The organism is Pelagicoccus sp. SDUM812002, from assembly GCF_031127835.1.
GTDB lineage: Bacteria > Verrucomicrobiota > Verrucomicrobiia > Opitutales > Opitutaceae > Pelagicoccus.
The window spans coordinates 137,953-163,601 of record NZ_JARXHX010000002.1 but is presented as its reverse complement, the minus strand read 5'-3'; the positions used below and the strand labels follow the sequence as shown (position 1 = coordinate 163,601).

Here is a 25,649-nt window from a genome sequence, read left to right as displayed (position 1 = left end):
CTCACTGGTCCGGATTCAAATACCTTCGCAAGGCTTTCATAGCTTCGTCTAGAACAAGGACGAATTGCTGATAATTCAGCCGAACCATCGATTCATTTCCTTTGCGAGCCTCATCCTCTAGAAAAGCTGCGAATTTGTTTAGCTTTGAACAATAGGCATGCGCAGAAACACCCTTAATCGAATGGAGGCATTTAAGCAAATCGATCGAAGCTCCGGATTTAAAGGTACGCTCTAGATCCTCTCGATGGTTGTTGAAATCCACGAGAGACAACTTAGCGATTTCGATCGCCAGTGCTTCGTCGTCCATCATTCCCGAGACGAATCCAACTTGGTCTAATACGGCACTGTCGCATACCGTATTCACAATTTCGATTCGATCTTCTTCGACATCGACGGGAGAGAGGTGCTTGACCAAGACAGAGAATAGGTCTTTTGGAGCCAACGGCTTGGAGAGGTAGTCGTTCATTCCCGAATCCATGCAATCTCTCTTGTCCTCAGCGCGTGCATGCGCAGTGAGCGCGATGATTGGAACCGCCTTAGCCTGCCCTCCCGCTACGCCTAGACGAATTCGACGTGTCGCCTCCAGCCCATCCAGCTCTGGCATTTGTACATCCATGAGCACTAGATCGTAGGGTATGCGTTGCAAGGCCTCCAAGGCTTCCAGGCCGTTCGCTACGGTGTCCGCATGTATCCCAAACTTGCTCAAAATACCACGAACGACCATCTGGTTCACAACATTGTCTTCCGCCACGAGGACACGAGCATCCAGCTTGGAGAAATGGCCCGACGCCGTTTCAGAGAAATCAGGTTCAACTCGCCGGCGAGGCATCGAGTCGCGAGTCATCAGCCGAAGCATCTCTCGCCCACTGCAAGTCCTTCGCATCTGGGTGAATCCTGACGACTCGTCTTTAACCTCCGAATCCGATATTAGGATACAATTCAGACGAGAGCGATTTCCTAATTTTTCAATTTCGGTGCTCCATTCTTCGACACTCGCCCCGGGGCAATTCGCATCCAAAAAGAGGTAATGTACCGGTTTGTCACTTTCCGCTCTTTGCCGTAGACACTCGATAGCTTCTGAAGATGTGGAGAAAGTTAGGACCTCCAAAGTATCTTTCGGAAGAACCATCAAAAGGTCCGAAAAAGTGTGCTCTTCGGACTGAGCAAAGAGCGCAACCTTGCCTCTCAATTGACCAACCACTTCCTCTCCGTATTCAATACTCTTATACGGTAAACGAACGGTAAACCAAAACTCCGCCCCTTGTCCGATCTCACTTTCGACTCCTATTTCTCCGCCCATCAAGTCAACAAGCTGCTTACTGATGGCAAGTCCCAGTCCAGTGCCCCCATAGAGTCGGGTCGTGCTTGAATCCGCTTGGGTAAACTCGCTGAATAAACTCTCCTTTTTCGATTCGCTGACGCCTATCCCAGTATCCGAGACCGAGAATCTGAGTTCCGCTTCCTTCTCGTCACTAGATAGCAGGGAGACCAGAACCTTCACCCGACCTCGAGCGGTGAACTTGATCGCGTTGCCAGCTAGGTTGAGAAGGATCTGGCGAAGGCGAGCGGGATCTCCGGATAGGTGATCAGGGACTTGATCTTCAGCTTCGCAGACAAAGCCTAAGCTCTTTTCACGGGCTTTGAGCGCCAAAAGGGCATTCAAGTCAGCCAGAGTGTCGCGAAGGTCGAAATCGAGGATTTCCAAGTCAACTCGACCTGCCTCTATCTTGGAAAAATCCAAAATGTCGTTAATGAGGGCAAGCAAGGCCTCACCGCTAGACTGAAGCACCTCAACTTGTCGCCTCTGCTCTGCATTGAGGTCTGGCGAATCAATCAATAAAGCTGTCATCCCTATGACCCCGTTGATTGGGGTGCGGATTTCGTGACTCATATTCGCGAGGAATTGGCTCTTTGCCCGATTCGCTTCTTCCGCGCTCTTAGCCATCTCTTCAAGGGCACGGCTTTGCTCCACGAAGTCTGACACGTCCCAATTTGTACCAACCATCCGGACGGCTTCTCCGTTTTCGTCTCTCTGCACGATGGCAAGCGCCCGTAGGTGCTTTATGGTGCCATCAGGCCATACAACCCGAAACTTTGTATTAAAATCTCGAATACCTGAAATAGCGTCTTGTGCCTCTTGCACGCTTCTCGCAAAGTCTTCAGGGTGGATCCCCTTCTCCCAGTCCGAGTAGCTACCTTCAAACGAAGATTGATCGATACCGTACAGAGCGAACATCTGCTCATCCCAGATCAAACGCTCGTTTGCGATATCCAAATCCCAAATACCAACGCCCGCGGCCCTCACCGCCAGCTCCAGACGATCGCCCACCTCCTTCATTTCGTGGGTGAGTTTCTTGCTTTCCGATATGTTCTCGATCTGCGAAACAAAGTGAATCGGCAGGTCGTTGAGGTCGCGCACGAGCGATACGTTTAAGTTAACCCATATCGTCTCACCGGAGGCGTTGAAATAACGTTTCTCCATGCTGTAGTTCTGGCGCTTTCCAGCCACGGTTTCGTTGAGCAGCTCCAAGTCCGTATCCAAATCGTCAGGATGGGTAATGTCTTGGAAGCTTAGGTTCAAGAGGTGTTCCCGCTCGTACCCTAACATTTCGAGTAACGACTGATTCACTTGCATCCACTTCCCTTCCATGGAGACGATCGCCATGCCGATGCCCGAGTACTCGAAGGATCGCCGAAAGCGTTCCTCACTCTCCCTGAGCTCGTTCTCAGCCCTGCGCCGGGCGGTTAGGTCTCTCGAAATTCCCAGAAATCCAGTTAACTCACCCGACTTGCCACGCATCGGCGTAACCACGAGGGCCACCGGAAGCTGCGTACCGTCCTTGCGTACATAGGTCCACTCCCTTTGCTCGCTACCCTGTTCGAGAGAGACTTTTACGAAAGCATCAAAGCCCTCCACCGGTTCTCCGAAGCGCCGAGTGAGCTCAGCCGAGCGCTCCTCAATTTCGCTTTCCAGGTGCATCATAGCTGGAGTCACCTTGCCCACCATCTCAGCGGCATTGTACCCGAGCAGTTTTTCGGCACCCGCATTGAATAGCGTGATGACTCCCTCTCGATTTGTCGCAATGACGCCGAACTCGGTCGCCGAATCAACGAGGCTACGCAGAAGCACGGCGGTACGTTCGCTCTCTTCGAGAATCTTCCGGTCTTCGTCGATGTCTTGGAACACTCCGTACAGCCGTATGCATTGACCGTCCACCATCTCTGACTGCCCGATCGCCCGCACCCACCTTAGCTCTCCCTTGGCGGTCTGGATTTGAAGCTCTTCGTCGAAAGACTCACCAGCGGAAACAGCTTGATCGATCAAAACCTTAACCCGCTCTCGGTTGGGACCTTCGGGGTAGAATTCAATCGCTGTGTCGACGTCCGGCTCGTAGTCAGGAGAGACCCCGTGGATCATTTTGGTTGTCCAAGACCAACTGAGCTTGCGGGTCACCGAGTCGAATTCCCATGATCCCACCTTCGCCACGCGAGAAGCCTCCTGCAGGTGCATCTGGGAATTACGCAACTTGTTCTCCACCTGTTTTTGGGCGGAAATATCGGTGCGAAAAGCGACGTATTGCTCGATTTGGCCATCCTTCCCCAAGATCGGATGTATGGTTGTCTGCACCCAATAGCGACTACCATCTTTAGCTCGGTTGCAGACTTGCCCCTTCCAGCTCTCGCCTTGCTTGATCGTGTCCCAAGCCGCCTTCCAAAAGGACGATGGGTGGTACCCAGAGTTTATGACACGGTGGGTTCGGCCGACCAGCTCTTCCTTCGAGTATTGGCTGATACGGCAGAACTGGTTGTTCACATAGGTAATGGTGCCACGAGGATCGGTGACCGCCACGATCACATGTTCATCAAGCGTTTCCAGTAAAGCCGACACTGTGGACGCCTCCAAGCAGCCCACCCGACTGGAGGAATCCCTACGCGGGGAGAATGATTCTTCTGCGGTCATTGAGGGTGGATTTCGGCAAGGTGCGGTTATGGGGATACCCCCCAAGCCTCCTGAGGAAGTGACGCTCCGTCAAGTATCTCGACCGTCAAAAGCGAGCTAAACAAGAAGAGATGAGGCAAGGATCTCCCTCCATTCTGAGCACGCCTCCTTCCCTTCGCAAAAATTGATCTCGAAATTGGCCACGAAACGCTTTCACTCAGCAACCTTTTCCCTATTCCTTACACTCGCTAAAGAGGCGAGACATCTAAAGATCCATCCACCCATGGCACAGAAAACTCCCACTCCCAAAAACGACGAACGCAACATCGTCGGTTCAAACCAAGTCGAAATACAGGACCTCGAAGATCAGGTCGTCATGTTCTGGGAGAAGAACAAGGGCATCATCATCGGCTCTGTCGCCTTCACTTTCGCCGTCTTCCTCGGCTACCAGGGCATCCAGTGGATGCAGCAAAATGCAGAGCAAAGTCTCAAAGCCGGATACCAGGAGGCCGACACCGCAGACGCTAAGGCCGCTTGGGCCGCCGAAGAAGCAGGCACGCCTCTGAGCGGATTCGCGTTTAAGGAACTCGGAGATCAAGCCTACGCAACAGGCGAGCTGAGCAAAGCAGAAGGCTACTACCGCCAGGCCGTCGATAGTGCCGCCGCTCCGATCGATCAAGCAGCCAAGATCGCTCTCGCAGTTACGCTCATCGGTCAAGACAAGCTGAGCGAAGCCAAGGACTTACTTCAAGGCATCGCCGACGATCCTACAGCCTTAGCCCAAGCCGAGGCACAATATCGCCTCGCCTACATCGCTAGCCAAGAAGGCGACGCCGCCACAGCGCGAGCCTTGATTGAGGCAATAAGCGACGACTCCTTCTTCTGGAAGTCCCGAGCGCGCTCCATAGAGCAGAAGCTCCCCGACGCTTAAGCCGGTCAGGCAGTCGTTTTCTCCCAATAAGCACGAGCTCAACAGCTCGTGCTTTTTCGCGCTAAGTCCGAACGCCAGCAATATCATGGAAGCGCCTGTCCAGCTTGCAATGCATCGGTAATAGCCCTAACCTCCAAGTCGCAAATCGAGCGTATCCTCCTCATGACGCCAGCATGAAGCTTCGTACCCAATTCTTGACCATTCTGCTGCTCGCCTTCGGCAGCCTCTGCATCCTCCTCATTCTCGGCCGCCAGCGGCTCAGCGAAGCCGTGGCGGACACCGAACACATCGTGGACCACCAGTTCAACCCGCTGGTCTTCGAAAACGCGCCGCGACTCCAAGAAACCTACGCTGGTCTCACCGGGCTCCTCAACACCATACGCGACGCCAATCAGGCCCGTATCGCCCAAATCAAGTCTACCTACCTCACACGCTCAGAAGGTGAGATCCAAGCCCTCATCAGGGACGCGAGGGAGAGCCTTGATAACATGGAGGCAACGCTTGAGGTAGTCGAAAGGACCTTTCCCGCCGCACTGCGCAGCAATTGGCAAAGCCACCTGCAAACCACGAACGAGTGGATAGAAGAAGAACGCCAAATCATCAAGCTCACCGAAGAGCTATCCCAGCAAATCGCAGAGCGAAGCCAGGACCACGAACAAGCGGAGCAAGCATTCATACCCTTCAGAGCAAGCATCGACACCCTCGGTGAACGAGCAGACCAAAAGCTCACGAACCAAAAACCAAATTCCAACCTGGCCGATATCGGTAAAGCCATAAGCCTCATCCTCAACGCCGATCGCGACTCCTACCAAGCCCGAATGGCCGAGCAACGCATCGTGTTGCACGTAGAAACCGATGCCCGCCGATACCAACTGACCCGCACCAACTACGAGGAAAACATGGAGCAAATCGACAGAAGACTGGAGCAAGCCCAAAGCTTGCTCGGCTATTCCGAAGACATCGGCTTCTCCGTCGTAGCCGACCTTTACGATAAGTGGGAGCAACATTCTTCCGCAGCCGTCGCAATCTCCGACCAAATCCTCGACAAGCTCCAACAGCGCGAGCGTCGCATCGCTGCCGCGAACCTGCTTTTCACTCGGAGTCAAGATTGGCTCGCCCAAGCCCACGCTCAACTCAAGTCAATCGCAGTCGAAGAACTCGATGCGTTCGAGAGAGCTCGCGACCAAGCCCTCTCCACTAGCGACAACATCCGCGAGCGAGCGCACACCTACATCCTCATTTTCAACATCTTAGCGATACTCGCTTTCCTCTGTTTCCTCGTGCTGCTCATCTTCCAACGCCGACTCGTGCACAACCTCATCGGACTCTCATCCTACCTTTCCGAACTCGACGAAGCAAAGCTCAAGACGCCCTACCAGATGCCGCCCCAGCGCATCCTACCCAGCCTCGAACTCAACCAATTGGCCGAAAACCTCAACGCCATGCGGATCCGTCTTGTCGACATCATCGACGCCCACAAGACCACCCTCAAAAACCTATCCCGTTCCGAAGCACGCTTCTCCAGCCTGTTCTACAATTCCGTTTCCCCCATTCTCCTCGCCCATCCCGAAACAGGCAAAATAGTAGATGCCAACCAAGCGGCCGCCGACCTTTACGAATTCAGCATCGAGCAACTCCGGCAAATCACGTTCAACCAATTGGACGCTGACGAGAGCGAGACAGACCGCTCCATTGCCAAAGGCATTCGAGAATTGTCCGAAACCCAGTCCCTTCAGTTCGAGAGCCTACAAAGAAAGTCCGACCAATCCACCTTCAACGCCGAGGTCTACGCCGGCATTGTCGAGATCGATCAAACCCTGCACTCCCTAGTGATGATCAACGACGTCAGCAAACGCGTCGAATTCGAGCAGCAACTCCTCAAAGCAAAGGAAGCAGCCGAGTCCTCCAGCCGAGCCAAAGACGAATTCCTCTCCGTGATGAGCCATGAGCTTCGCACCCCGCTCAACCCGATCATTGGCTACGCCCAGCTCCTCCAAACAAACCCGGATTGTGCAGACGGGCAGGAGTTCGCAAACGGGATTCTCACCGGAGCCAATCACATGCTAGAAGTGGTGGACCGCATCCTCCAATTCACCCAGCTCAGCCAAGACGAAACGCCTGCGAACACCCAAAACTTCACCGCGGAAACCCTCCTTCAAGAGGTCCGCGACTATGCCAAACTCAACGCCGGAAACGGGCAAGTCACCTTCCAGAACGGATCCGATTCCCTGCAAGGCATCTTCCCCGGAGCTACCCTTCGCGGTCCCAAGCTCAATATCGTGCAGATCCTTCTCAACCTCCTCGATAACGCCATAAAGTACAGCGGCGGAAAACCCATACGCGTCACCACCGCCCTCACTCAGAACAACAACCGCAGTACCCTTCACATCCTCGTCGAAGACGAAGGGGCGGGGGTACCCGAAACCTTCCGAGACGCTCTATTCTCACCCTTTACCCAAGCCGACAGCTCCTTCACCCGAGCACACGAAGGTCTGGGCCTAGGCCTAGCGATATGCCAAAAACTCGCCAACCAAGCAGACGGACAAATCGCCTACGAGCCAAACAAGCCACAGGGCAGCCGCTTCATCACCGCCTTTCCCGTCATCATCGAAGAAGGACTGCCCGTTGCGGACGGAATTCTTCCCGAAAATGCACAAATCTCGATCGCGGCCCCCAGCCCGCACACTCAAATCCTCCTCGTCGAGGACAATTCGAATAACGCTCATTACCTCACTTACGTGCTTGAGCAAATGGGATACGAGATCGATTACGCCAGCGACGGCCCGCAGGCCATCGAGAAAGCCAAGCAGAAACACTACCACGCAGCGCTTATCGACATCTCGCTCAAGGAGATGGACGGCCTCCAAATCCTCGATCGACTCCAGAGAATTCCCAACTACAAAGAAACGACCAAAAGCATAGCCGTGACCGCCCACGCCTCCGACACTATGAGAAGCACCTGCCTCTCCCGCGGCTTCGACGACTTCCTTACCAAGCCTGTATCCCCCGAACAGCTGGGAAGCACCATCAGTCGCCACGTACCAGGCAACTAAGCGCCACCATGACCAATGGCCTATCCCTCAACAGGCCTATCGGCACTACCGCTCGACCTGTAACCTAAGCTAAGGTCTCGGGTACTCAAAAGGCAAACTCCCTCCTTTCACTACCATGACGATCCTCCAAGCTCGCAATCTCCGCAAGAGCTTTGCCTCCACCACAGCATTGCAAGACCTCAACCTCGATATCCAGAGCGGCTCATTCTTCGGGCTGCTCGGCCCCAACGGAGCAGGTAAAAGCACCTTCATGAGCATTGTATCTGGTTTTCTGGTACAAGATTCAGGCAAGCTCACACTCGAAGGCCAAGCTCTCGTCCCCAGCGACATCGCCCAGAAGAAAAAGATAGGACTCTCACCCCAACACATCGCCCTCTACAAGGAGCTTTCCGCCGAGAGTAACTTAAAGCTCTTCGGAAAGATTTACGGACTTTCAGGCAAGGTATTGTCGCAACAAATCGAATACGCACTCGAAGTCGCCCAGTTGAGCGATCGCCGCAAGTCCGCCGTCAAAGAGTTTTCCGGAGGCATGAAGCGACGCCTCAACATCGCCACTGCGCTCATGCATAAGCCGAAGATCCTACTTTGCGACGAGCCCACTGTCGGCGTCGACCCCCAATCCCGTAACGCCATATTCGACACCCTCCTCGACCTCAAAGGCGAAGGCATGACCGTCGTCTACTCCACTCACTACATGGAGGAAGCGGAGCGGCTCTGCGATCAGATCGGAATCATCGACGCCGGAAAGATTCTTCGTACCGGCACTTTGGATACGCTTCTGCAAGAGCTACCTCGTACCAATATCATACGCGCCCGAGCGGCTTCACTCGACGAGTCGAACCAAGCCGGATTCCGCCAATTCGGCGAAGTCGAGCCAGACGGCAGCTCCCTCCAGCTCAAGACTCAAGCCGACTTCAAGCTCTCCCACTTTTTCCGCTGGACCGAGGAGCAAGGTCTTGACGCCAGCGATTTCCAGATCGCACGCCCTTCCCTAGAGGACCTCTTCCTCCACCTCACCGGCAAGGACCTCCGCGAATAAGCCCCTCCCTTCCCCTCTACAATCTCTCGGAAACCCGAAAATGAACACCATCCTCACGCTCGTCCGTAAAGACTTCACCCTATTTCTCAAGGACAAGACTGCCATAGTCCTCACCTTCCTCGTCCCCTTCTTCGTCATCTACATCGTGGGAAACATCTTCTCCGGCGCCGGCGACAACGGGGGCCTCTCTTCCAACATAAAGTTGGCCGTCTACAACGAATCCAGCGATGCAAACGCTGAGGTGGTCGTCGAAGGACTGGAAGCGGAAACGAGCATCGAGCTCGTTCGAGACGCCACCGGCCCCGACGACACCAGAGTGCCCTTCGACCGCGAATCCATCCGCCAAGGCATCGTAGACCACGACTACAACTTCGCCCTCATCATTCCCCAAGACTACCTCAAGCAGGAGGGCATCGGGCTGAGGATCGAACTCCTTTCCAATCCCAAAAACCAAATCGAGACCCAAATCATCAACGGCCTCATCCAAAAAACGATCTTCACCAAGCTTCCCCAACTCATGTCCAGCCAGCTGGACAAGTACCAACGCGAGCTCATGGGCGACACCCAATACACCGAGTTCCTAGATGGTTTCGCCGCCCTCATCAGTCTCTCGTATGAAGGAGCTGAATACGAAGACGTTCGAGGGAATATGGGCTTCGAGGGACTCAGCAAACTCCTTTCCAGCGGGACCGCCGACAGCGAAAGCGGCGAAAACAGCGGCGGCCTCATCGACGGGATGATCGAAATCGACGAAGACCAAGTCTTCGGCAAGGAGATCGAAAACCCCTACCTCACCCGCATGATCGGCGGCTACGCCATCATGTTCCTGCTCTTCGCGACCACCGGATCCGCCGCCTCCCTCTTCGAAGAGCGAAACGACGGCATCTTCCTCCGGCTCTTGTCCATGCCCGTGAAACGCACCCACATCCTCTGGTCCAAGTTCATCTTCAATACCATCCTCGGCGTCGTCCAAGCGCTCACCCTCTTCGTCGCTTCCTCCTTCCTCTTCAATGTCGAAGTCTTTCCCAACTTCCTGAACCTCCTCGTGGTCAGCCTCTTCGCTTCCGCAGCTTGCACCGCCTTCGGCATGCTGCTGGCCTCCATCTCCAAAACGCCTCAACAAGCCCAAGGCTTCGGCACCCTGCTCATCATCAGCATGAGCGCCATGGGCGGCGCTTGGTTCCCGCTCAGCATGATGCCCGAGCCCATGCAGGTCATCGGCAAATTCACCCTCGTCTACTGGGGCGTCGAATCCTACCTCGGAGCCCTCTGGGAAGAAGCTGGCCTCATCGCACTTATCCCCGAGCTTAGCGTACTCGCCGCTATCGCCATCGGCCTCAACCTCCTCTCCAGCTGGCGCTTCAAGACCGGCAACCTCTTCCGCTGACAGGAACGCAGGAGAGAGAAGAGGTATGTTACACTCTGAGGTGGCATTGATGCCATGGCAAGAGAACGAGCCGATGATCGTACTGAGGAGGCACCACGACCCTCGAGCCAGGCGAAGACAAGAGAACGATTCGCAGCGGCTAGTTGGCAAGGGTACGAGTCGCCCCTCGTTCTCCCTTCAGTCGATAGACCAAGGTGCGCCCGCAATTCTCGGCCTGCCAGGCATCCGCCACGTTCAAGGTGGTTTCCGAAGCCCCGAGAAGAAGAGCTCCCTCCGGGTGCAAGGTGTTTTGGATACCGTCTAGGATTTTTTTGCGTGTCGACACATCGAAATAGATCAGCACGTTGCGCATCATCACCAAATCGAAACGAGGCAGATGCGACCATTGTTCAATCAGGTTCATTTGCCGAAAATCGACCATTTTTCTTAGGTCTGGTCTGATCTGCCACCCTGCGTCCACTTTTTCGAAATACTTTACCAGAAGCGGCATCGGGAGGCCACGATTCACTTCGATCTGCGAGTAGATTCCTCTGCGGGCCTTCTCGACCGCCTTGGAACTTAGGTCGGTACCGATAATGGTTACCTTCCAACTCGCGAGCTCGGGAAACTTTTCGCGGAGCAACATCGCGACGCTGTAAGCCTCTTGCCCCGTGGAGCTCGCCCCTGACCAAATATCGATACGCCTCTCTTTCGCCCGGCGGACCATGATCTCCGGAATCAGTTTCTTCTCAATCGCATCAAAGGGATGGAGGTCGCGGAAAAAGAGCGTCTCGTTGGTCGTCAATGCCTCGATGACCAAGCGGTGCATCTCTCCGAAGCCCCCTTTGCGACGCATATCGTCGATGAAAACTCCCAATGACTCGTAACCTCCGGACTTCGCAAGAGGATCCAAACGCGACTGCACCAAGTATTCCTTGCCCGGCTTCAAAACGATCGCAGATCGTTGCAAAGCAAGTTGGCTGACAAATTCAAAGCGTTCTTTGGTGAGAGGCATAGGTTCTGGTGGCTATCCAAGTTGGAGCGAGGCGGATACGCGGCTTTCGATCTTCGAAGCGATTTGATCCAAGGGAAGAACGCTTTCTGCGAGGCCTTCCTTTGCCAGATAACTTGGCATTCCCCAAACCACGCTGCTGGCTTCGTCTTGAGCGATGGCAGACCCTCCACGTTGGCAAATCACCTGCGTACCCAAAAAACCATCACGCCCCATTCCGGTCATAACCACCGCCAAGGTTGATGCACCAAAACAACCCGCAACGCTCCTGAAGAGAACATCCGCAGCGGGGCGACACGAGTTTTCCGGCGGATCTTGAGTCAACCGCAGCACGAAGCGCGTTCCTTCCCTGCGCGTTTCCATATGGTACCCGCCGGGAGCCAAATAGGCGTGACCCGCTTGCAAAACCTGACCGTCCTCTCCTTCGTGCACCGACATCACCGAACAGCTGTTCAAGCGCTCGGCCAAGGTCCGCGTGAAAATCGGAGGCATGTGCTGCACAATCACAACCGGCACCGGCAAGGGTTCCTTGAACTCGTGAAAGACCTTGGCCAAGGCGTTCGGTCCACCCGTAGAAGTCGCTAAGGCGACGACCTCGATGCTATGCCTGCTCCTTGCCGCGAACGGATTTCGTCGGGTCGGCGTTTCCGGTTGGCCTTGCTTCTTTTGCGGAAAGAAATGGCGAATTCGCGGCAGCAACTCCGCCTGGAGTTGAGCGAGGGTAGCCGGTATTCCGATGGAACGGGCAGGCTTGGCAACGTAATCGCTGGCACCTGCCTGCAGGGCATCGAAGGTGGCCTCCGCTCCTTTCACCGTGAGGGAACTCAGCATGATGACGGGAATGCGCGGGTGCGTCTTGCGAAGTTCCCGCACCATTTCGATACCGCCCATCTCGGGCATCTCCATGTCGAGCGTGATCAAGTCAGGACTGACTTGATTCACGCGCTGCAAGGCGATCCGACCATTCGCCGCCACGCCCGCGGTTTCCATTTCTGGGTCGCGATCAACGACCTCAGAAACGATCTTGCGCATCACTGCAGTGTCGTCGACGACGAGTACTCGGATCTTTTTCATGCTATTCCTCAAGCGCTAGTTGAGCATCCCCAAAATCCGCAGCTTGTCCTGCAGCATCTCCTCGTCGAAGGGTTTCATCAGGAACTCATCCGCTCCCAACTCGATCGCCTTCATCAAGTCTTCCGGCTTGTTGTGAGAGGTGACCATCATGACCTTGAGGTGGTCGTACTCCTCGCAAGAACGGATTTCTCTTAGGAACTCGATACCTGTCATCCGCGGCATGTCCCAATCTATCAACGCGAGGTCAATACAGGCTGGATCTTCTTCGCCCAAACAGGCCAACGCCTCGCAGCCATCTTCAGCTTCCAGTGTGTGGAAATTCAAGGCCTGCATGTAGTGGCAAAGCATCTTTCGAACGGTACGGCTATCGTCTATCACGATCGACTTCATCGGTGTATTCAGCGTATCAGTACAGTTGGAATTTCTAGTTGCGTGAGGCCTCCACAATTCCTCTCAGCTCGGAGGAAAGCTTGGCCAAGCCCTGAGCGGCGGTCAGCGTATCGTTCGCTCCTTCCGTAGTGTATTGGGCGGCGCTGGATACGTTTATGATGTTCTCGGAGATTTCCGAACTTCCCTTTGATGCTTCCGACACGTTGCGGGCGATCTCGTTGGTGGTAGCAGATTGCTCGTCCACCGCGCTCGCGATCTCGTTTTGGATATCGTTGATCCGCCTGATGATTTCGGAAATATTTCCGATCGCAGAAACCGCTCCGGATGCGTCCGTTTGGATGGCCTCGATTTTTGATGAGATGTCTTCGGTCGCGGCCGCCGTTTGCTTGGCGAGCTCCTTCACTTCATTGGCAACCACCGCGAATCCCTTACCAGCTTCGCCTGCTCGAGCCGCTTCGATTGTCGCATTCAAGGCCAACAGATTCGTCTGCTCTGCGATGGAAGTGATCACCTTGATGACCTCCCCGATTTCTACGCTCGACGCTCCGAGCTTGGAGACGGTCTCGTTTGTGGAAGCCGCGACGCTCACGGCAGAGGCCCCTACTTGGGCCGCTTCCGCAGCGTTCTTAGCGATCTCCTGCACGGAAGCGCTCATCTCTTCGGCAGCGGTGGCGACCATCGAAATATTGGTGGCGACTTGCTCGGACGCAGAGCTGGCGACTCCAGCCTGGCGGGCTGTATCCGCGGTATTATTGTTCATGCTTTGAGCGGTGGCGGACAACTCCTCGGATGCGGAGGCCAGTGTCTGCGAGTGTTCGGCGACCAGGGCCAAGGTGCGAGTCAGTCCCTCTTCGGCCGCTTTCTTGGCCGTGATATCGGTGGCGAACTTGATGATCTTGTTGACCTTGCCCGAGGCGTCGAAGCGCGGATTGTAAGTCGCCTGTATCCATACGACACGACCACTCTTCCCGATGCGCTTGAAGTCCTTCGTCTGGAAGCGACCGTTGTTCAAGTCGGTCCAGAATTGGGCGTATTCCGATGAATTCGCGTACTCCTCCTCTACGAACATGCTGTGATGACGCCCTTGAATCTCGTTCAGCGAATAGCCTAAGCAAGAGAGGAAATTGCTGTTCGCAGATAGAACCGTTCCCTTGTTGTCGAACTCGATTACCGCTTGGTTTCGGTTTGCTTCTTCAAGCTGACGCTCGTTGTTGATCGACTCGATTTTCGTATTTGTGACGTCCATCGCGATTTTCACGACCTTCGTGACCTGACCAAGTTCATCCTTAACGGGAGCGTAGACTGCCTGTATCCAAACTTCTCGACCTCCTTTTGCAATGCGCTTGAAGGTGTCCGAGATAGCCTTGCCGTCTCGCAGGTTAGCCCAGAACTGCGTGTAATCTGCTGTGCGCGCCAAAGACTCCTCGACGAATAGGCGGTGGTGCTTGCCTTGGATTTCACTGAGCTGATAGCCGAGCACGCTCAGGAAATTGTCGTTCGCTTTGAGAACGTTCCCGTTTGTATCGAACTCTATATACGCGAAGGCGTTGTCGACGGCATCGAGTACGCCCTTGGCGCTTTGGCGTTCGATTTCACTCTCCGTGACATCGTAGCGAACTCCCAAATACTTGCGTGGCTTTCCGTTATCTCCCATCACCGGAGCGATCACGGCATCGACGTAATACGGCGTGCCGTCTTTCTTGAGGTTTTTAACTATCCCCCGGAAGACCTTGCCGCGACCAATCGTGGACCAAAGCTCTTTGAATACGCTTTTAGGCATATCCGGGTGACGGGTCTTATTATGACCTTGTCCGATCAGTTCATCGCGGCTGTATTGCGAAACCTCGCAGAACTTGTCGTTGCAAGAGAGGATGGTTCCCTTCAAGTCGGCCTCGGAAACGATACTAGTCATGTCGGTGATGGAGGCCTTCACCTTCAGCTCAGCCACTTCGTCCCAGTCGATGCTATCCGCATCAAACGTCTTCTTGAGGCCGGCGCAGACGGATTGCAGAGAGCGGCCGAGGTCTCCGATCTCATCCGTTGCATTCGTTTCAAGCGTATTCGCGAGCGTTCCGCCGGAGAGGGCTTCGATGGCATCCGCGGCTGCCTTGATACGGCGGGCCATCGGACGGGCTACAACGAAGTGCATGACCGCCACTCCCACCGCTATCGCGATAACGGACAACGTGAGGACAGCTGCGGTGTTGAATTGAAATTGCAGAGCTAGGAGAATTGCAATGACGGGCAAAGCAATCAGCAGGGCTGTTGCCGATACAAGTTTAGCACTTAATCGCATGATGTTTTGAGGGTCTGAGTTGTTGAATTTTAAAGAGTGGGACTGGAGGAGATCGAGGCGGTCGCCTCCGCATCGAGGACGTGCAACAAGCGTTTCTCCAGCTTGTGCACTCCGACTATGTAAGGTCGTACCGAGGCGGGCACGTTGACCGCCGCCTGCTCGAAAGTCTCATCGGATACGTCGATCACATCCCCGACAGAATCGACGATAAGGGCCGCTTCCACCTTTCGCGTGCGAACGATGATCAACATCTTGGCTCCGTCGTTCGCGCCAGCGTCTTCCGGTAACGAAAACTGTCGCCGAAGGTCTATGGCAGTGAGGATCTGGCCGCGAAGGTTCAGCAGGCCTTCAATTTCGCTCGGCGCCAGCGGGACCGGCGTCAGAGCAGGGCACTTGATCACTTCCTGAACCGATAAGACGTCGATCCCGAGAAGGAGTTTACCCAACCGAAAGGTGCAGAGTTGTATTTGTTTTTCCATGACGCTACGCAGTTCCAGCAAGCTCCTTGAGTCCGGCTCTTGCGAGTATGGCCTCCACATCGACCAAATCCGTAATCCGGCCGTTAATGATGGCAGATCCTTTTATGTAAGGCCGCGAACCGATGTTCTCGAGTTTGAGAGATTGCTCCACGATGTCCCGATTTTCGCCGACCACGATTCCCAGATAGCGCTCGCCACACTTGTAAACGATGACCTGTTCGCGATTGGAGCCTTCGTAACGAGTCTTCACTCCTAGGAGGTCTCCAAGGCGAAGGAGCTGCATGATGCTTCCCCGGTAGTGAACCGACTCTACGCCGCCGGAACTTTCAATCACTGACGGGTCAAATTCCTCGAGTCGCTCCGCTGCTTCCAGCGGCACTGCTAGATTTTCCCATCCCGCAAGGGAGAAGAGGATGAGCGGTACTTTTTCGCCCGCATCGAGGATGTCTTCCACCGCATTCAATCGCGAATCGTTGACCTTTTGGGCAACGCCCAAGACTCCAGCTCGCGAGGCCACGCCTACTGCGTCCAAAATGATAGCGACCGAGCCGTCTCCCATGATTGTAGCTCCCGCGTAGATGGGTAGGTTCGAGAGTTGCTTGCCGAGTGGTTTCACCACGATTTCCTCCGTGTCGCTAACGACGTCAACCACGAGGCCGTAGTCCTGACTATCCGCTCTCAGTACGGCGATGCTTACCGAGGAGCGTTTCTCTCGGTTTCCAAGCGGCAGCCCGAGAAACTGATCCAGAAACACGAGAGGTAGCAACTTGCCCCGCAAGCGGAAGACCGGCGCGTCGTAGACCATTTCTATCGCCTCCTCGATATCGTCAGCATTGATGCGGACGAGCTCGACCAAATTGACTTGCGGGATGGCAAAACGTTGGTTTCCGCTCTTCACTACCAGTGCCGCCACAATCGCAAGCGTAAGTGGAATCTTAATACGTAGAGTCGTCCCTTCTCCACAAACGGAATGAATATCGACCGAGCCGCCGATCTTCTCGATATTCGTCTTGACGACGTCCATTCCGACGCCTCGACCGGATACGTTGCTCAACTTTTCAGCGGTCGAAAAGCCCGGCAAGAAGATCAAGTTGATCTTTTCGCGATCGGAAAGGCGACCCGCTTCCTCTACATCGATCAAGCCTTTTTCGAGAGCCTTGCCGCAAATTTTGTTTCCATCGATACCCGCTCCGTCGTCTATTATCTCAATGTTGACTTGGCCCGCCTCGTGAAAGGCGCGCATCAGAAGCTGAGCTGACTCCGACTTGCCCGCTGCCTCGCGAACTGCTGGACTCTCGATACCATGGTCGACGGCGTTGCGAATGATATGAGTCAAAGGGTCTTTAATCGCCTCGATGATCGTACGATCCAATTCAGTGTCCGCTCCAAACGTTTCCAACTCGACCCGCTTGCCCAGATCGCTGGCGAGGTCCCGTACGATGCGCGGGTACTTGCCCCATACCGTGCCGATCTGCTGCATGCGAGTTTTCATGATCCCCTGCTGCAACTCGGTCGTCACTTGATTGAATCGCTGTGACAATGTGGATACGTCTGATGGGGTGATTGAGCGTTGATAGCTTAGCTGCAGGAGCTGGTTGCGCGAAAGGACGAGTTCGCCGACCATATTCATGAGGCCGTCGAGCAATGCCACATCGACGCGCACACTCGCGGAGGAAATCGATTCCGCTTTTGCAGCGGCGGGCTCTTTCGGTAAAGCAGCAACCGCTATTGCCTTCTGTACGAGTTTTTCTGATACAGTGGTATCTTCCTCTTCAAACAATCCCCAAGCCGAGGATTCATCTGGGGCGCAGATTTCGGACTCTGCATGGGCAGGTTCGTCCTCGAAGAAGCCCCATCCCACATTCGCACCTGCAGCAGGCGGGGTCTGAGAATCCGCTTCATCGAGCGTTTCCTCCACTTTCGGTTCTGGCCCTGACGTCACGATTTGGCCATCCTTGATTGCATCTAGGATACTTTTGAGATCGCTGTAGTCGCCAGCCGTTTCATCGGAGCCGCTGGTCTCGATCACTTCGAGCATCGCCCTCAGAGCATCGCTGAGCTTAAGGAGCGAATCCGCAATCTCCGGCGTGGATTCCAGCTCGCCGTCTCGCATGAGCGAGAGTACATTTTCTCCTGTGTGAGCAATGCTTTCAATCCGACCAAAACCAAGACACCCCGCTGTGCCCTTGATCGTGTGTACCACGCGAAAAACCTGATTGAGCAGATTCGTGTCACACTCTCCTTTCTCGATAACGAGCAGATCTTGGTCAAAGGACTCCAATCCCTCGGAGCTCTCCAAGAGGAAATCCTTGACCAGCTCTGCTTGAAAGTCGTCGAAATTCTCGTCGCTCATGCTGGTCGGTGCTAGTTGGGCAACACTCGGGAAACGAGAGCGAGGAGCTGGTCTTGACTGAAAGGTTTGACGATCCAGCCGGTGGCTCCCGCAGCCTTGCCTTCGCTCTTCTTGACGCCGCCTGACTCGGTCGTGAGCAAAACGATGGGCACCCGACCGTAAGCAGGTAACGCTCTCAATTTTCGCGTCAGTTCGATGCCGTCCATACGAGGCATGTTCACGTCGGTGATCACTAGATCTACGACCTTGCTTTTGAGCTTCTCATAAGCTTCGAGCCCATCCGCCGCCTCGATGACTTGATGGCCGGCGGATTTCAGAGTGAATCCAACCATTTTTCGTATCGTCGAAGCGTCGTCTACAGTGATAATCGTTTTCATTTTCAGTACGAGAGTAAGTTCCTGGTTCCTTATTAATACCTATTGTGATTCGTCCTATAGATCGTACCTCACGTTGGAAAAGTTAGCCGTCGTACGGCAAAAACTACGATAGAAGTAGTTTTATACACTTATGCCAGTGGGGAATAAGCGAACCCTGGGCTTCGCTTTTACCTATTTTATGCAACTATTTCAACCGCAATAGTCTGTATTTAAAAACTGGGGATCATACCCTAACATCCGCACAGATTCTCATAAAATATTGATGAATACGACCTCCCCTAAGCGCTTTGTCGTGCTTCGCCCTAACGCCGAACTAGGTGAGGCCGATCTGCAGCATCTATGGATGCAACTACCCGCTCCCAATCCGGAAATCTACTCTTGGTCGACGACGACAACAGCACGAGAACGCTGGTTGGGGCACTGTTGCGTCGACTCGGGTACTGCGTGGAGCAAGCACCATCCGCCAAAGAGGCCCGCGACTGCATCGAGACGTTTGGATTTTCCCACTTCGACCTCATCATCTCCGACTATTGGATGCCTGGAGAAAATGGACTGGAGTTTTTGAAGTACATCAGTCTGGAGGACCCAACGCTTTCCGTGATTCTTATGACGGTGGACGGTGAACGCAGAATCCTTGAGAACCTGATCCAGATAAACGGCTGCGGTTTCATCCAGAAACCGATCAACCCGAGAAAGCTCAAGCAAACAGCCAAGGATGCGGTTCTCAAAACCAAACACTTACGGGGCCTTCGATCCACCGAATGCGAAGCGAACAAACTTGGCGAAAACCAAAGAATCTTACTGCAGAAGCAGCTTAATGCCGAGTGGGCCGATATCGAATTTTTCTTCATCTCTAAGTCACATGCCAGCGGAGATTTCGTATCTGTAATCCCCTTACAAAACGAGCGGAAAGCCTTGCTTGTCTCAGACGCTTCGGGTCACGAACTCTCTTCCGCGTTGCAGTCAAACTACTTTCACGGGCTCGCCCGCGGCATGCTCAAGAACGAGGGATCCATGGAGACGGTCTTCGAATATTTCAATCACATCTTGATGAACGAGTGGATTCGCGAAGATCTGATCGGACACTCCCTTTCCGCTAACTCGCTCATTTTTGACAAAGAGAACGAAACCCTCTCCTTTATCAACGCAGGTGCCCCCCACCCCATGATTGCTGGTCTAGACGGCTTCGCCTCCAGCGTGGGACTGGAGGACGGTTTCTCCCCACTGGGTTGGTTTGATCAAACGTTCCACAGTAAGAATTCGTCTTATAAACCTGGATACATTTGCACCTGGACCGATGGCCTGAGCGACCTCGCCGAATGCGTCGGCATCGATCCGCTCGCTCTCGCAGACAGGCTTCTCGACAAAAGCCGCGGATCCTCGAGCATGATGGCAAAATCTACGGACGACATAGCGGTCGTTCGGGTGAAGACACCGAGCACGCCTCAGGGCGTTGAGCCGATGATCCCTCTCATTTCGCTCGACCTAAGCGGCGATCGCATCGGCGATATAGACAGCATACAAGAGTACTGCGAAAAAAGCATACGTATCGTCGCTCCACAAATCGACAGCGAACTTCTCTCCGACATACTCGTTTGCCTGCGCGAAGGACTCATCAATGCGCTCAAGCACGGCTGCCACGCTTCGCCAGAGTTGGCAACGTCCCTGCGACTTTCCCGATCGCACGATCTATCCAAAATATCGATACAAATTCGAGACGAAGGCTCTGGCCACAACTTCGACTGGGAGACTCATGGAGAGAATGCATCGGAAAACCTGATTCCTGAGCATCGAGGCCTCATCATGATGCAATCAATCCCCAGCCGCATCGACGTTTCAAACCATGGATCATCCGTGCTCATGGAGTTCGAATGCGAACCCAAACTCAACTTAGCAATCTAAAGCAGCCAGCAAATGCAACGAGACTCCCAAACCTACAAAGTCGACGGCGACATCGTCAGTACCAACGCGAGCCTTCATTGGTCTCGCATTGAGTCCATCATCCAAAACGTATCTGAAAATGGAATACTAAACCTAGACCTGCGCGCATCCCGCCTGGTCGATTCCGTTGGGCTCAACGTTATCGTTAAAGCAATAAAAACGGTAGCCGCTCGCAAAGCCCGGGTACGCATGCTGATCGGCAACAATAGCCTCAAACGCATTTGTACATTCACTCGTCTCGACCAAAAGGCAGAAATCGTCGGCCCCTGAACAACCGTGCTAAAACGTATCAAAGACCGATTACCCCCCCTCCGCATGAGCTTGTTTCAAAAGCAGGAACGAGTGGTTCAGTGGACAGACCTGAGAAGCCATATACACCGTACGATCAGGGAGGTGGAGGACGTCTTTCGTGGCATCAGCAACAACCTGGACTTGATCGACGAGAAGACGAAACGCCTTCGCGAAGACTGCGAAGTGCTGCTCGATTCAGCAGGAGGACAAAACGACAGCACGAAACTCTTGCTGCAGGTAGCGGAGGTCCTCGAGTCCCCCATGAGCTTCCTGAACGGCTGCCTCGATCACCAACCGCGAAACCAAGAGCTCATGCTGGACAGCCAACAAAGCGCGGGCGGACTGCTGCAAATGCAAAACGACATGGTTTCCTCGCTCGAACCCCTCAAGTTCATGCTCGTTTTCTTCAAGATCGAGGCCTCGCAACTATCGGAGGAAAACCGCCAAACCTTCCACTCCGTCGCTGAAGAAATCTCCCACCTTCACGTTCTGGTCGACGAAACATTCCAGAAAAACATCAAGAACCTGCAGGATGCCCGCAACGCCATCGTAACCGCAGAGAAGAACACCCAGAGTGAGCGCAAATTACAATCGAAACTCATTTCCGGAAAACAGGCCGAAATCGCCAACGCCATCAAAGACCTGAAGCAGCAGATCGAAAGTAACTCTCGCTGCTCCGCTGATCTCGACCAACACGCCGACGGCTTCGAGCAAGCTATCGGAAAACTCGTCATGTCGCTACAGTACGAGGACATCATCCGCCAGAGATGCGAGACGATCCTTCGCGACCTCGGCCGAAAACCAGAGGAAGTCTCGCAATGCAGCTGGCTGGTTTACACGGCCACCCAAATCGAGACCGCGGCCGAGGAGATTCGACAATCCTCCAACGAGCTCAACGACGGTCTCAACGCGATCGACTACCGGGCGAAGGAGCTCTACCGATCAGCCACCACTATGGATCAGTTCGAGAACATCACCGCCTCCGCCGATGGCATGGTGCAGATCCTCTTGGAATCGCTCGAATCGATTCGCTCCATGCTCACCCATAGCATCCGACTCTCCCAGGACTCTCGGGACGCTATTCAGCCCGTCCAAACCCTGACCAAGGAACTGTCTGCCATCGTCTTCGAAGTTTCGATCAAGATTCAGTTCATCGCCCTCAACGCTCAGGTCAGATCCATACAAGTCGGCGAAGGAAGCGGATTGGAAGTCCTCGCCGCCCGAACCGCAGACATTTCCGCGGAACTCCGCCATCTCGGAAACTGCACCGCCAGCCAAATCAACAAGCTGCACGAAGCCATCGAAGAGCTCGTGGGAACCATCCAGTCCGAGTGGGACGATGCGAAAACCCAGCTCGCCCACGTTGAAAAGCTCGCTCCCGGCCTGGAGGCAGACCTGCACAAGCTACGCGACAGCACCCTCCACTCCCTCGAGATCGTGGCAAGCCTGAGCCAGATCGTAACAAGCTTCTCCAATGAGGACACCGAAAGCCTATCCCGGCTCGTCGATCAGACCGATACCCTCGACCAATTCGCGAGAGATCTTCGCGCCCAAGCTAATCTCGAGAAGCTCAAGCCCGCCCTGCGACTGAAAATCGAAGCCGAGATAGACAGCCTCCTAAATGAAAAACGAGGAGCCATGCACACCCGCATCCACAACGCGGACCAAACCCAAGCATTCGATCTCGAAATAGACAAACGCCTTGAAAGCCGTGCCGCTTCCTCCAAGTCGCTCAGCTGCGACAACATTGAGCTCTTCTAGGACAACTACTGACATCTAGCGGATGCATGAGCCGATACGCCATGCCATCCGAATATTCTATCAAACTCACACTCGAAGCTAGTCTCGGCGGCGGAGCCTCTTCATCCTAGCGGCTTCGCCTCCCCTTATGGACTGTCGACCCCTACCCCCAGCAATCGCCACTGCACTCTGCGTGTTGATTCTTTCTGTGACCTCCTGGCTCTGGCTACGCAGCCAAGACGATAACTCAAGCGAGATCTCCGCTGAGCCGTTCGGGGCACAACCGCCCGAAGGCGCTCCTTCTGAAACTCTTGAGCCCGTCATCGACCCGCTAGGGAAAACCCGTCGCGGCACCGCGAGCCCCAGCCACTCCATAGCGAACGAACAGATACTTTCTTTCTCAAACCAGACCGACTATCGCCGCTTCCTCGCGCGTGCGCTCAATGGAATCGAGGTTCTCGCCCAAAACGACACATTAAGATCGCTGCGAATTCGAACCACCGCAGACATTGATCTTCAGACGTTAGCCCCAAACGCCCAATCCGACAATAATTTCACTTTACTCCCCCCCATGCCCATCGCCACCGATACGTTAGTCCAAGACAAGGCTTTCGGCGGTGGCGCGATGACCTTCATGAACGCAGTTCAGAACAGCAGCGCTGCGGGCCAAGGGGTTAAAATCGCCGTGCTCGACACTGGTATCCGTAATCACAGTACATTCAACACAGTAAAACTCACTCAAATCAGCACAGCTTCCAGTCAAGACTACCTCTCACACGGAACTGCGGTTGCCTCGCTTATCGCAGGGCAAGACGGCATTGGAATCGCTCCCAAAGCCGACCTCATAAGTATCCAGGTTCTGGATTCGGATGGATTGGGAGATGTCTACTCGCTATCTACAGCCATCGTGCAAGCTGTAGATGCCGGCGCGAATATTATAAACATGAGTCTTGGTAGCTACGGCACCAACCAAGCGCTAGCCAACGCCATCTCGTATGCGAACTCACAAGGCGTGGTCCTCGTCGCTTCCGCAGGTAACGAGAGCGCCGCCACCTTACCCTATCCTGCAGCCTACGATTCTGTAATCACCGTTGCTGCGATCGACGCGGAGGGACACCCCACCTCTTTCTCCAATCAGAGCGACTCTATCGACTTAGCAGCGCCGGGAGTCGGCGTCTACGCAGCCTGGGAGGAAGAGAAATGGATTAGCTTCACAGGCACCTCCGCCTCGGCGCCCTACGTTTCAGGAGCAATCGCCGTTATAAGCTCCGAGCTCGATATCTCCGTAGAGAAAGCTGCACAGATCCTCATCGCAAACGCTAACGACAGCGGATTACCCGGTGCCGACCGGCATCTGGGTCTCGGTTATATTGATTTACAACGTAGTCTTGCATCAAATACATCCTATACCGATCTCGCCCTCGCAGATATTTACCTCGCACCCAACCCAAACGAAGACGAGCCACACACCCTTTACCTAACCGCTCAAAACCGCGGCACTGAATCTATCCCCACCGCAAGCCTCAGCTATACTTTGCCAAATGGCATCACCCAGGAAATCTACCTCGGTGCCCTGGAGCCCGGACAAAGCGCCAGCCACATGCTCACCTTAGGATCGAGCGAACTCGAGGAGGGCTACCCCATCTCCGCAGCAGTAAGCCTAGGTAGGACCAGCTCAGATCAGAAGGTCGAAAATAACACCCTGCAGGCGATCCTGCATCCAATCAAACCAAGGCCCAGCCCCTAAGCTGAAGGAGCGACTTCTACCAAGCAACCCAACCAAATCCTCTGGCACGCAAAGGATCAAGCCGTCTGAGAATTTCCGAAACCAGAACTTCACTCTCTCCAGCATTGCCAAAAGCTTAACTTCATTTCTAGATTCTCCGCTCTGTGCCCAAGGTATCTTTCACCTCGAATCTACGCCGCCATGTCGACTGTCCCGAACAAGTCGTTGCCGCATCCACTGTCGCCGAAGCCTTAGATCTCGTGTTCTCCCAACACCCGCGACTCAAAGGTTACGTGCTCGACGATCAAGGCTCACTCCACCGACACATGGCTATCCTCGTGAACGGGCAAGCCATCCGAGATCGCAAACAATTCGCCCAGCCCGTGGAGGACCACGACGAAATATTCATCATGCAAGCCCTATCCGGAGGATAACTCATACATGTCTAATAAACTACTCGTGAGCACTCGCAAGGGCCTCTTCACCCTCGGTCAATCTGCTCCCCATCAGTGGAATATACAATCCTCCGCCTTCCTTGGCGATTCCGTCACACTCGCCATAGTGGACCCGCGAAGCGGGCATAGTTATGCAGCGCTCAACCACGGCCATTTCGGAGTGAAACTTCACCGAAAGACCAACGTAAAACCGGATTGGCATGAAATAAGTACCCCGACGTATCCAGATTTTCCTGACGAACGAGAGCCCGACCGCTGCCCCATGCGTGGGATCGAGATACCTTGGAAACTGGAGCTCATCTGGGCCCTCGTTCCCGGGGGAGCTGATCAGCCGGGTCGACTCTGGTGCGGCACTCTCCCAGGAGGCCTCTTCAGGTCGGACGACCACGGTGACAACTGGACTCTCGTCCAGTCGCTCTGGGACGTGCCCGAGCGAGCCAAGTGGATGGGCGGCGGCTACGACTATCCGGGAATCCACTCCATTTGCGTCGATCCTCGCAATTCGAGCCACATCACGGTCGCCATCTCCTGTGGCGGCGTTTGGGAAACCACTGACGACGGGGCAAGCTGGTCCCTCATCGGACAAGGCTTGAGAAACGACTATCTCCCTCCCGATCAGGCTTTCGACCCGGTGGCCCAAGATCCGCATATCATGGTCCAATGTCCTTCATCACCCGACCACCTCTGGATACAACACCACAACGGAATCTTCAAATCGGTCGACGGAGGAAAAAGTTTCGCCGAAATACAAGAAGCCGGTCCCAGTGTCTTCGGATTCGCCGCTGCCGTACATCCCCAAAATCCGGATACAGCCTGGTTCGTCCCTGCCATCAAGGATGAGCAACGCATCCCCGTAAACGGAAAACTCGTGGTCACCAGAACCCGAGACGGTGGGGAAAGCTTCGAAGCGCTAAGTGAAGGATTACCGCAAACGCATGCCTACGATCTCGTCTATCGACACGCACTTGCGATCGACGAAAGTGGCCACCAACTCGCAATGGGCAGTACCACTGGCAATCTCTGGACCACCAAGAACCACGGTGACATCTGGACCATCGCTTCCAGCACCCTACCTCCCATCCACAGCGTTAGTTATTTCTGATTCGCAAGGCTGCAGCTTCCTTCCCTCACGAAGGAACTTGTGCCACTCAGCACGGTACGCCACACACTTATTCTGCGAGTGTAC

18 protein-coding genes are annotated in these 25,649 nt (G+C 54.5%); 10 read left to right on the top strand and 8 right to left on the bottom strand.

Features of this window, described 5'->3' with window-relative positions; all coding sequences use genetic code 11:
• Position 1: 1 nt before the first annotated feature.
• Positions 2-3,961, bottom strand: coding sequence for a PAS domain S-box protein (locus QEH53_RS04355; protein WP_309021910.1), 3,960 nt, complete (start codon positions 3,959-3,961; stop codon positions 2-4).
• Positions 3,962-4,223: 262 nt separating this feature from the next.
• On the opposite strand from QEH53_RS04355, the gene QEH53_RS04350 reads away from it, so the two are divergent.
• The 4 genes from QEH53_RS04350 (at position 4,224) to QEH53_RS04335 (ending at position 10,350) form a co-directional block, all read left to right on the top strand.
• On the top strand, positions 4,224-4,871 hold the full coding sequence (locus QEH53_RS04350; protein ID WP_309021909.1) for a hypothetical protein: 648 nt from the start codon (positions 4,224-4,226) through the stop codon (positions 4,869-4,871).
• Positions 4,872-5,044: 173 nt separating this feature from the next.
• The gene (locus QEH53_RS04345; protein WP_309021908.1) at positions 5,045-7,924 is read left to right on the top strand and encodes a response regulator; all 2,880 of its coding nucleotides are present in this window, start codon (positions 5,045-5,047) and stop codon (positions 7,922-7,924) included.
• Positions 7,925-8,039: 115 nt separating this feature from the next.
• Entirely contained in the window at positions 8,040-8,963 is a 924-nt protein-coding gene (locus QEH53_RS04340; RefSeq protein WP_309021907.1) for an ABC transporter ATP-binding protein, read from the top strand.
• 40 nt (positions 8,964-9,003) lie between these two features.
• On the top strand, positions 9,004-10,350 hold the full coding sequence (locus tag QEH53_RS04335) for an ABC transporter permease (protein ID WP_309021906.1): 1,347 nt from the start codon (positions 9,004-9,006) through the stop codon (positions 10,348-10,350).
• A gap of 139 nt (positions 10,351-10,489) precedes the next feature.
• On the opposite strand, the gene QEH53_RS04330 is transcribed toward QEH53_RS04335, so the two are convergent.
• From QEH53_RS04330 to QEH53_RS04300, 7 genes are read right to left on the bottom strand one after another with little or no spacing between them, the layout of a single operon-like run.
• A complete protein-coding gene (locus QEH53_RS04330; protein WP_309021905.1) occupies positions 10,490-11,344 on the bottom strand; it encodes a protein-glutamate O-methyltransferase CheR in 855 nt (284 codons plus the stop codon).
• 12 nt (positions 11,345-11,356) lie between these two features.
• Positions 11,357-12,415, bottom strand: coding sequence for a chemotaxis response regulator protein-glutamate methylesterase (locus tag QEH53_RS04325; protein WP_309021904.1), 1,059 nt, complete (start codon positions 12,413-12,415; stop codon positions 11,357-11,359).
• A gap of 15 nt (positions 12,416-12,430) precedes the next feature.
• A complete protein-coding gene (locus tag QEH53_RS04320; protein WP_309021903.1) occupies positions 12,431-12,805 on the bottom strand; it encodes a response regulator in 375 nt (124 codons plus the stop codon).
• Between the two features lie 34 nt (positions 12,806-12,839).
• Positions 12,840-15,101 (bottom strand): PAS domain-containing protein, encoded by a 2,262-nt coding sequence (locus QEH53_RS04315; protein ID WP_309021902.1) that lies wholly within the window; start codon positions 15,099-15,101, stop codon positions 12,840-12,842.
• Positions 15,102-15,130: 29 nt separating this feature from the next.
• A complete protein-coding gene (locus tag QEH53_RS04310; RefSeq protein WP_309021901.1) occupies positions 15,131-15,580 on the bottom strand; it encodes a chemotaxis protein CheW in 450 nt (149 codons plus the stop codon).
• A 4-nt stretch (positions 15,581-15,584) separates the two neighbouring features.
• Positions 15,585-17,933: a chemotaxis protein CheW gene (locus QEH53_RS04305; protein ID WP_309021900.1), complete on the bottom strand. Its 2,349-nt coding sequence runs from the start codon at positions 17,931-17,933 to the stop codon at positions 15,585-15,587.
• Between the two features lie 11 nt (positions 17,934-17,944).
• Positions 17,945-18,310 (bottom strand): response regulator, encoded by a 366-nt coding sequence (locus QEH53_RS04300; protein ID WP_309021899.1) that lies wholly within the window; start codon positions 18,308-18,310, stop codon positions 17,945-17,947.
• 339 nt (positions 18,311-18,649) lie between these two features.
• Between QEH53_RS04300 and QEH53_RS04295 the strand changes: the two genes are divergently transcribed.
• The 6 genes from QEH53_RS04295 (at position 18,650) to QEH53_RS04270 (ending at position 25,565) form a co-directional block, all read left to right on the top strand.
• Entirely contained in the window at positions 18,650-20,212 is a 1,563-nt protein-coding gene (locus tag QEH53_RS04295; protein ID WP_309021898.1) for a response regulator, read from the top strand.
• A 12-nt stretch (positions 20,213-20,224) separates the two neighbouring features.
• Complete coding sequence (locus tag QEH53_RS04290) at positions 20,225-20,521, top strand: STAS domain-containing protein (protein ID WP_309021897.1); 297 nt, start codon at positions 20,225-20,227, stop codon at positions 20,519-20,521.
• Between the two features lie 45 nt (positions 20,522-20,566).
• Complete coding sequence (locus tag QEH53_RS04285) at positions 20,567-22,303, top strand: hypothetical protein (protein WP_309021896.1); 1,737 nt, start codon at positions 20,567-20,569, stop codon at positions 22,301-22,303.
• A 127-nt stretch (positions 22,304-22,430) separates the two neighbouring features.
• Positions 22,431-24,029 (top strand): S8 family serine peptidase, encoded by a 1,599-nt coding sequence (locus QEH53_RS04280; RefSeq protein ID WP_309021895.1) that lies wholly within the window; start codon positions 22,431-22,433, stop codon positions 24,027-24,029.
• Between the two features lie 143 nt (positions 24,030-24,172).
• Positions 24,173-24,442 (top strand): MoaD/ThiS family protein, encoded by a 270-nt coding sequence (locus QEH53_RS04275; RefSeq protein WP_309021894.1) that lies wholly within the window; start codon positions 24,173-24,175, stop codon positions 24,440-24,442.
• Positions 24,443-24,449: 7 nt separating this feature from the next.
• On the top strand, positions 24,450-25,565 hold the full coding sequence (locus QEH53_RS04270; protein ID WP_309021893.1) for a hypothetical protein: 1,116 nt from the start codon (positions 24,450-24,452) through the stop codon (positions 25,563-25,565).
• Positions 25,566-25,649: the final 84 nt, after the last annotated feature.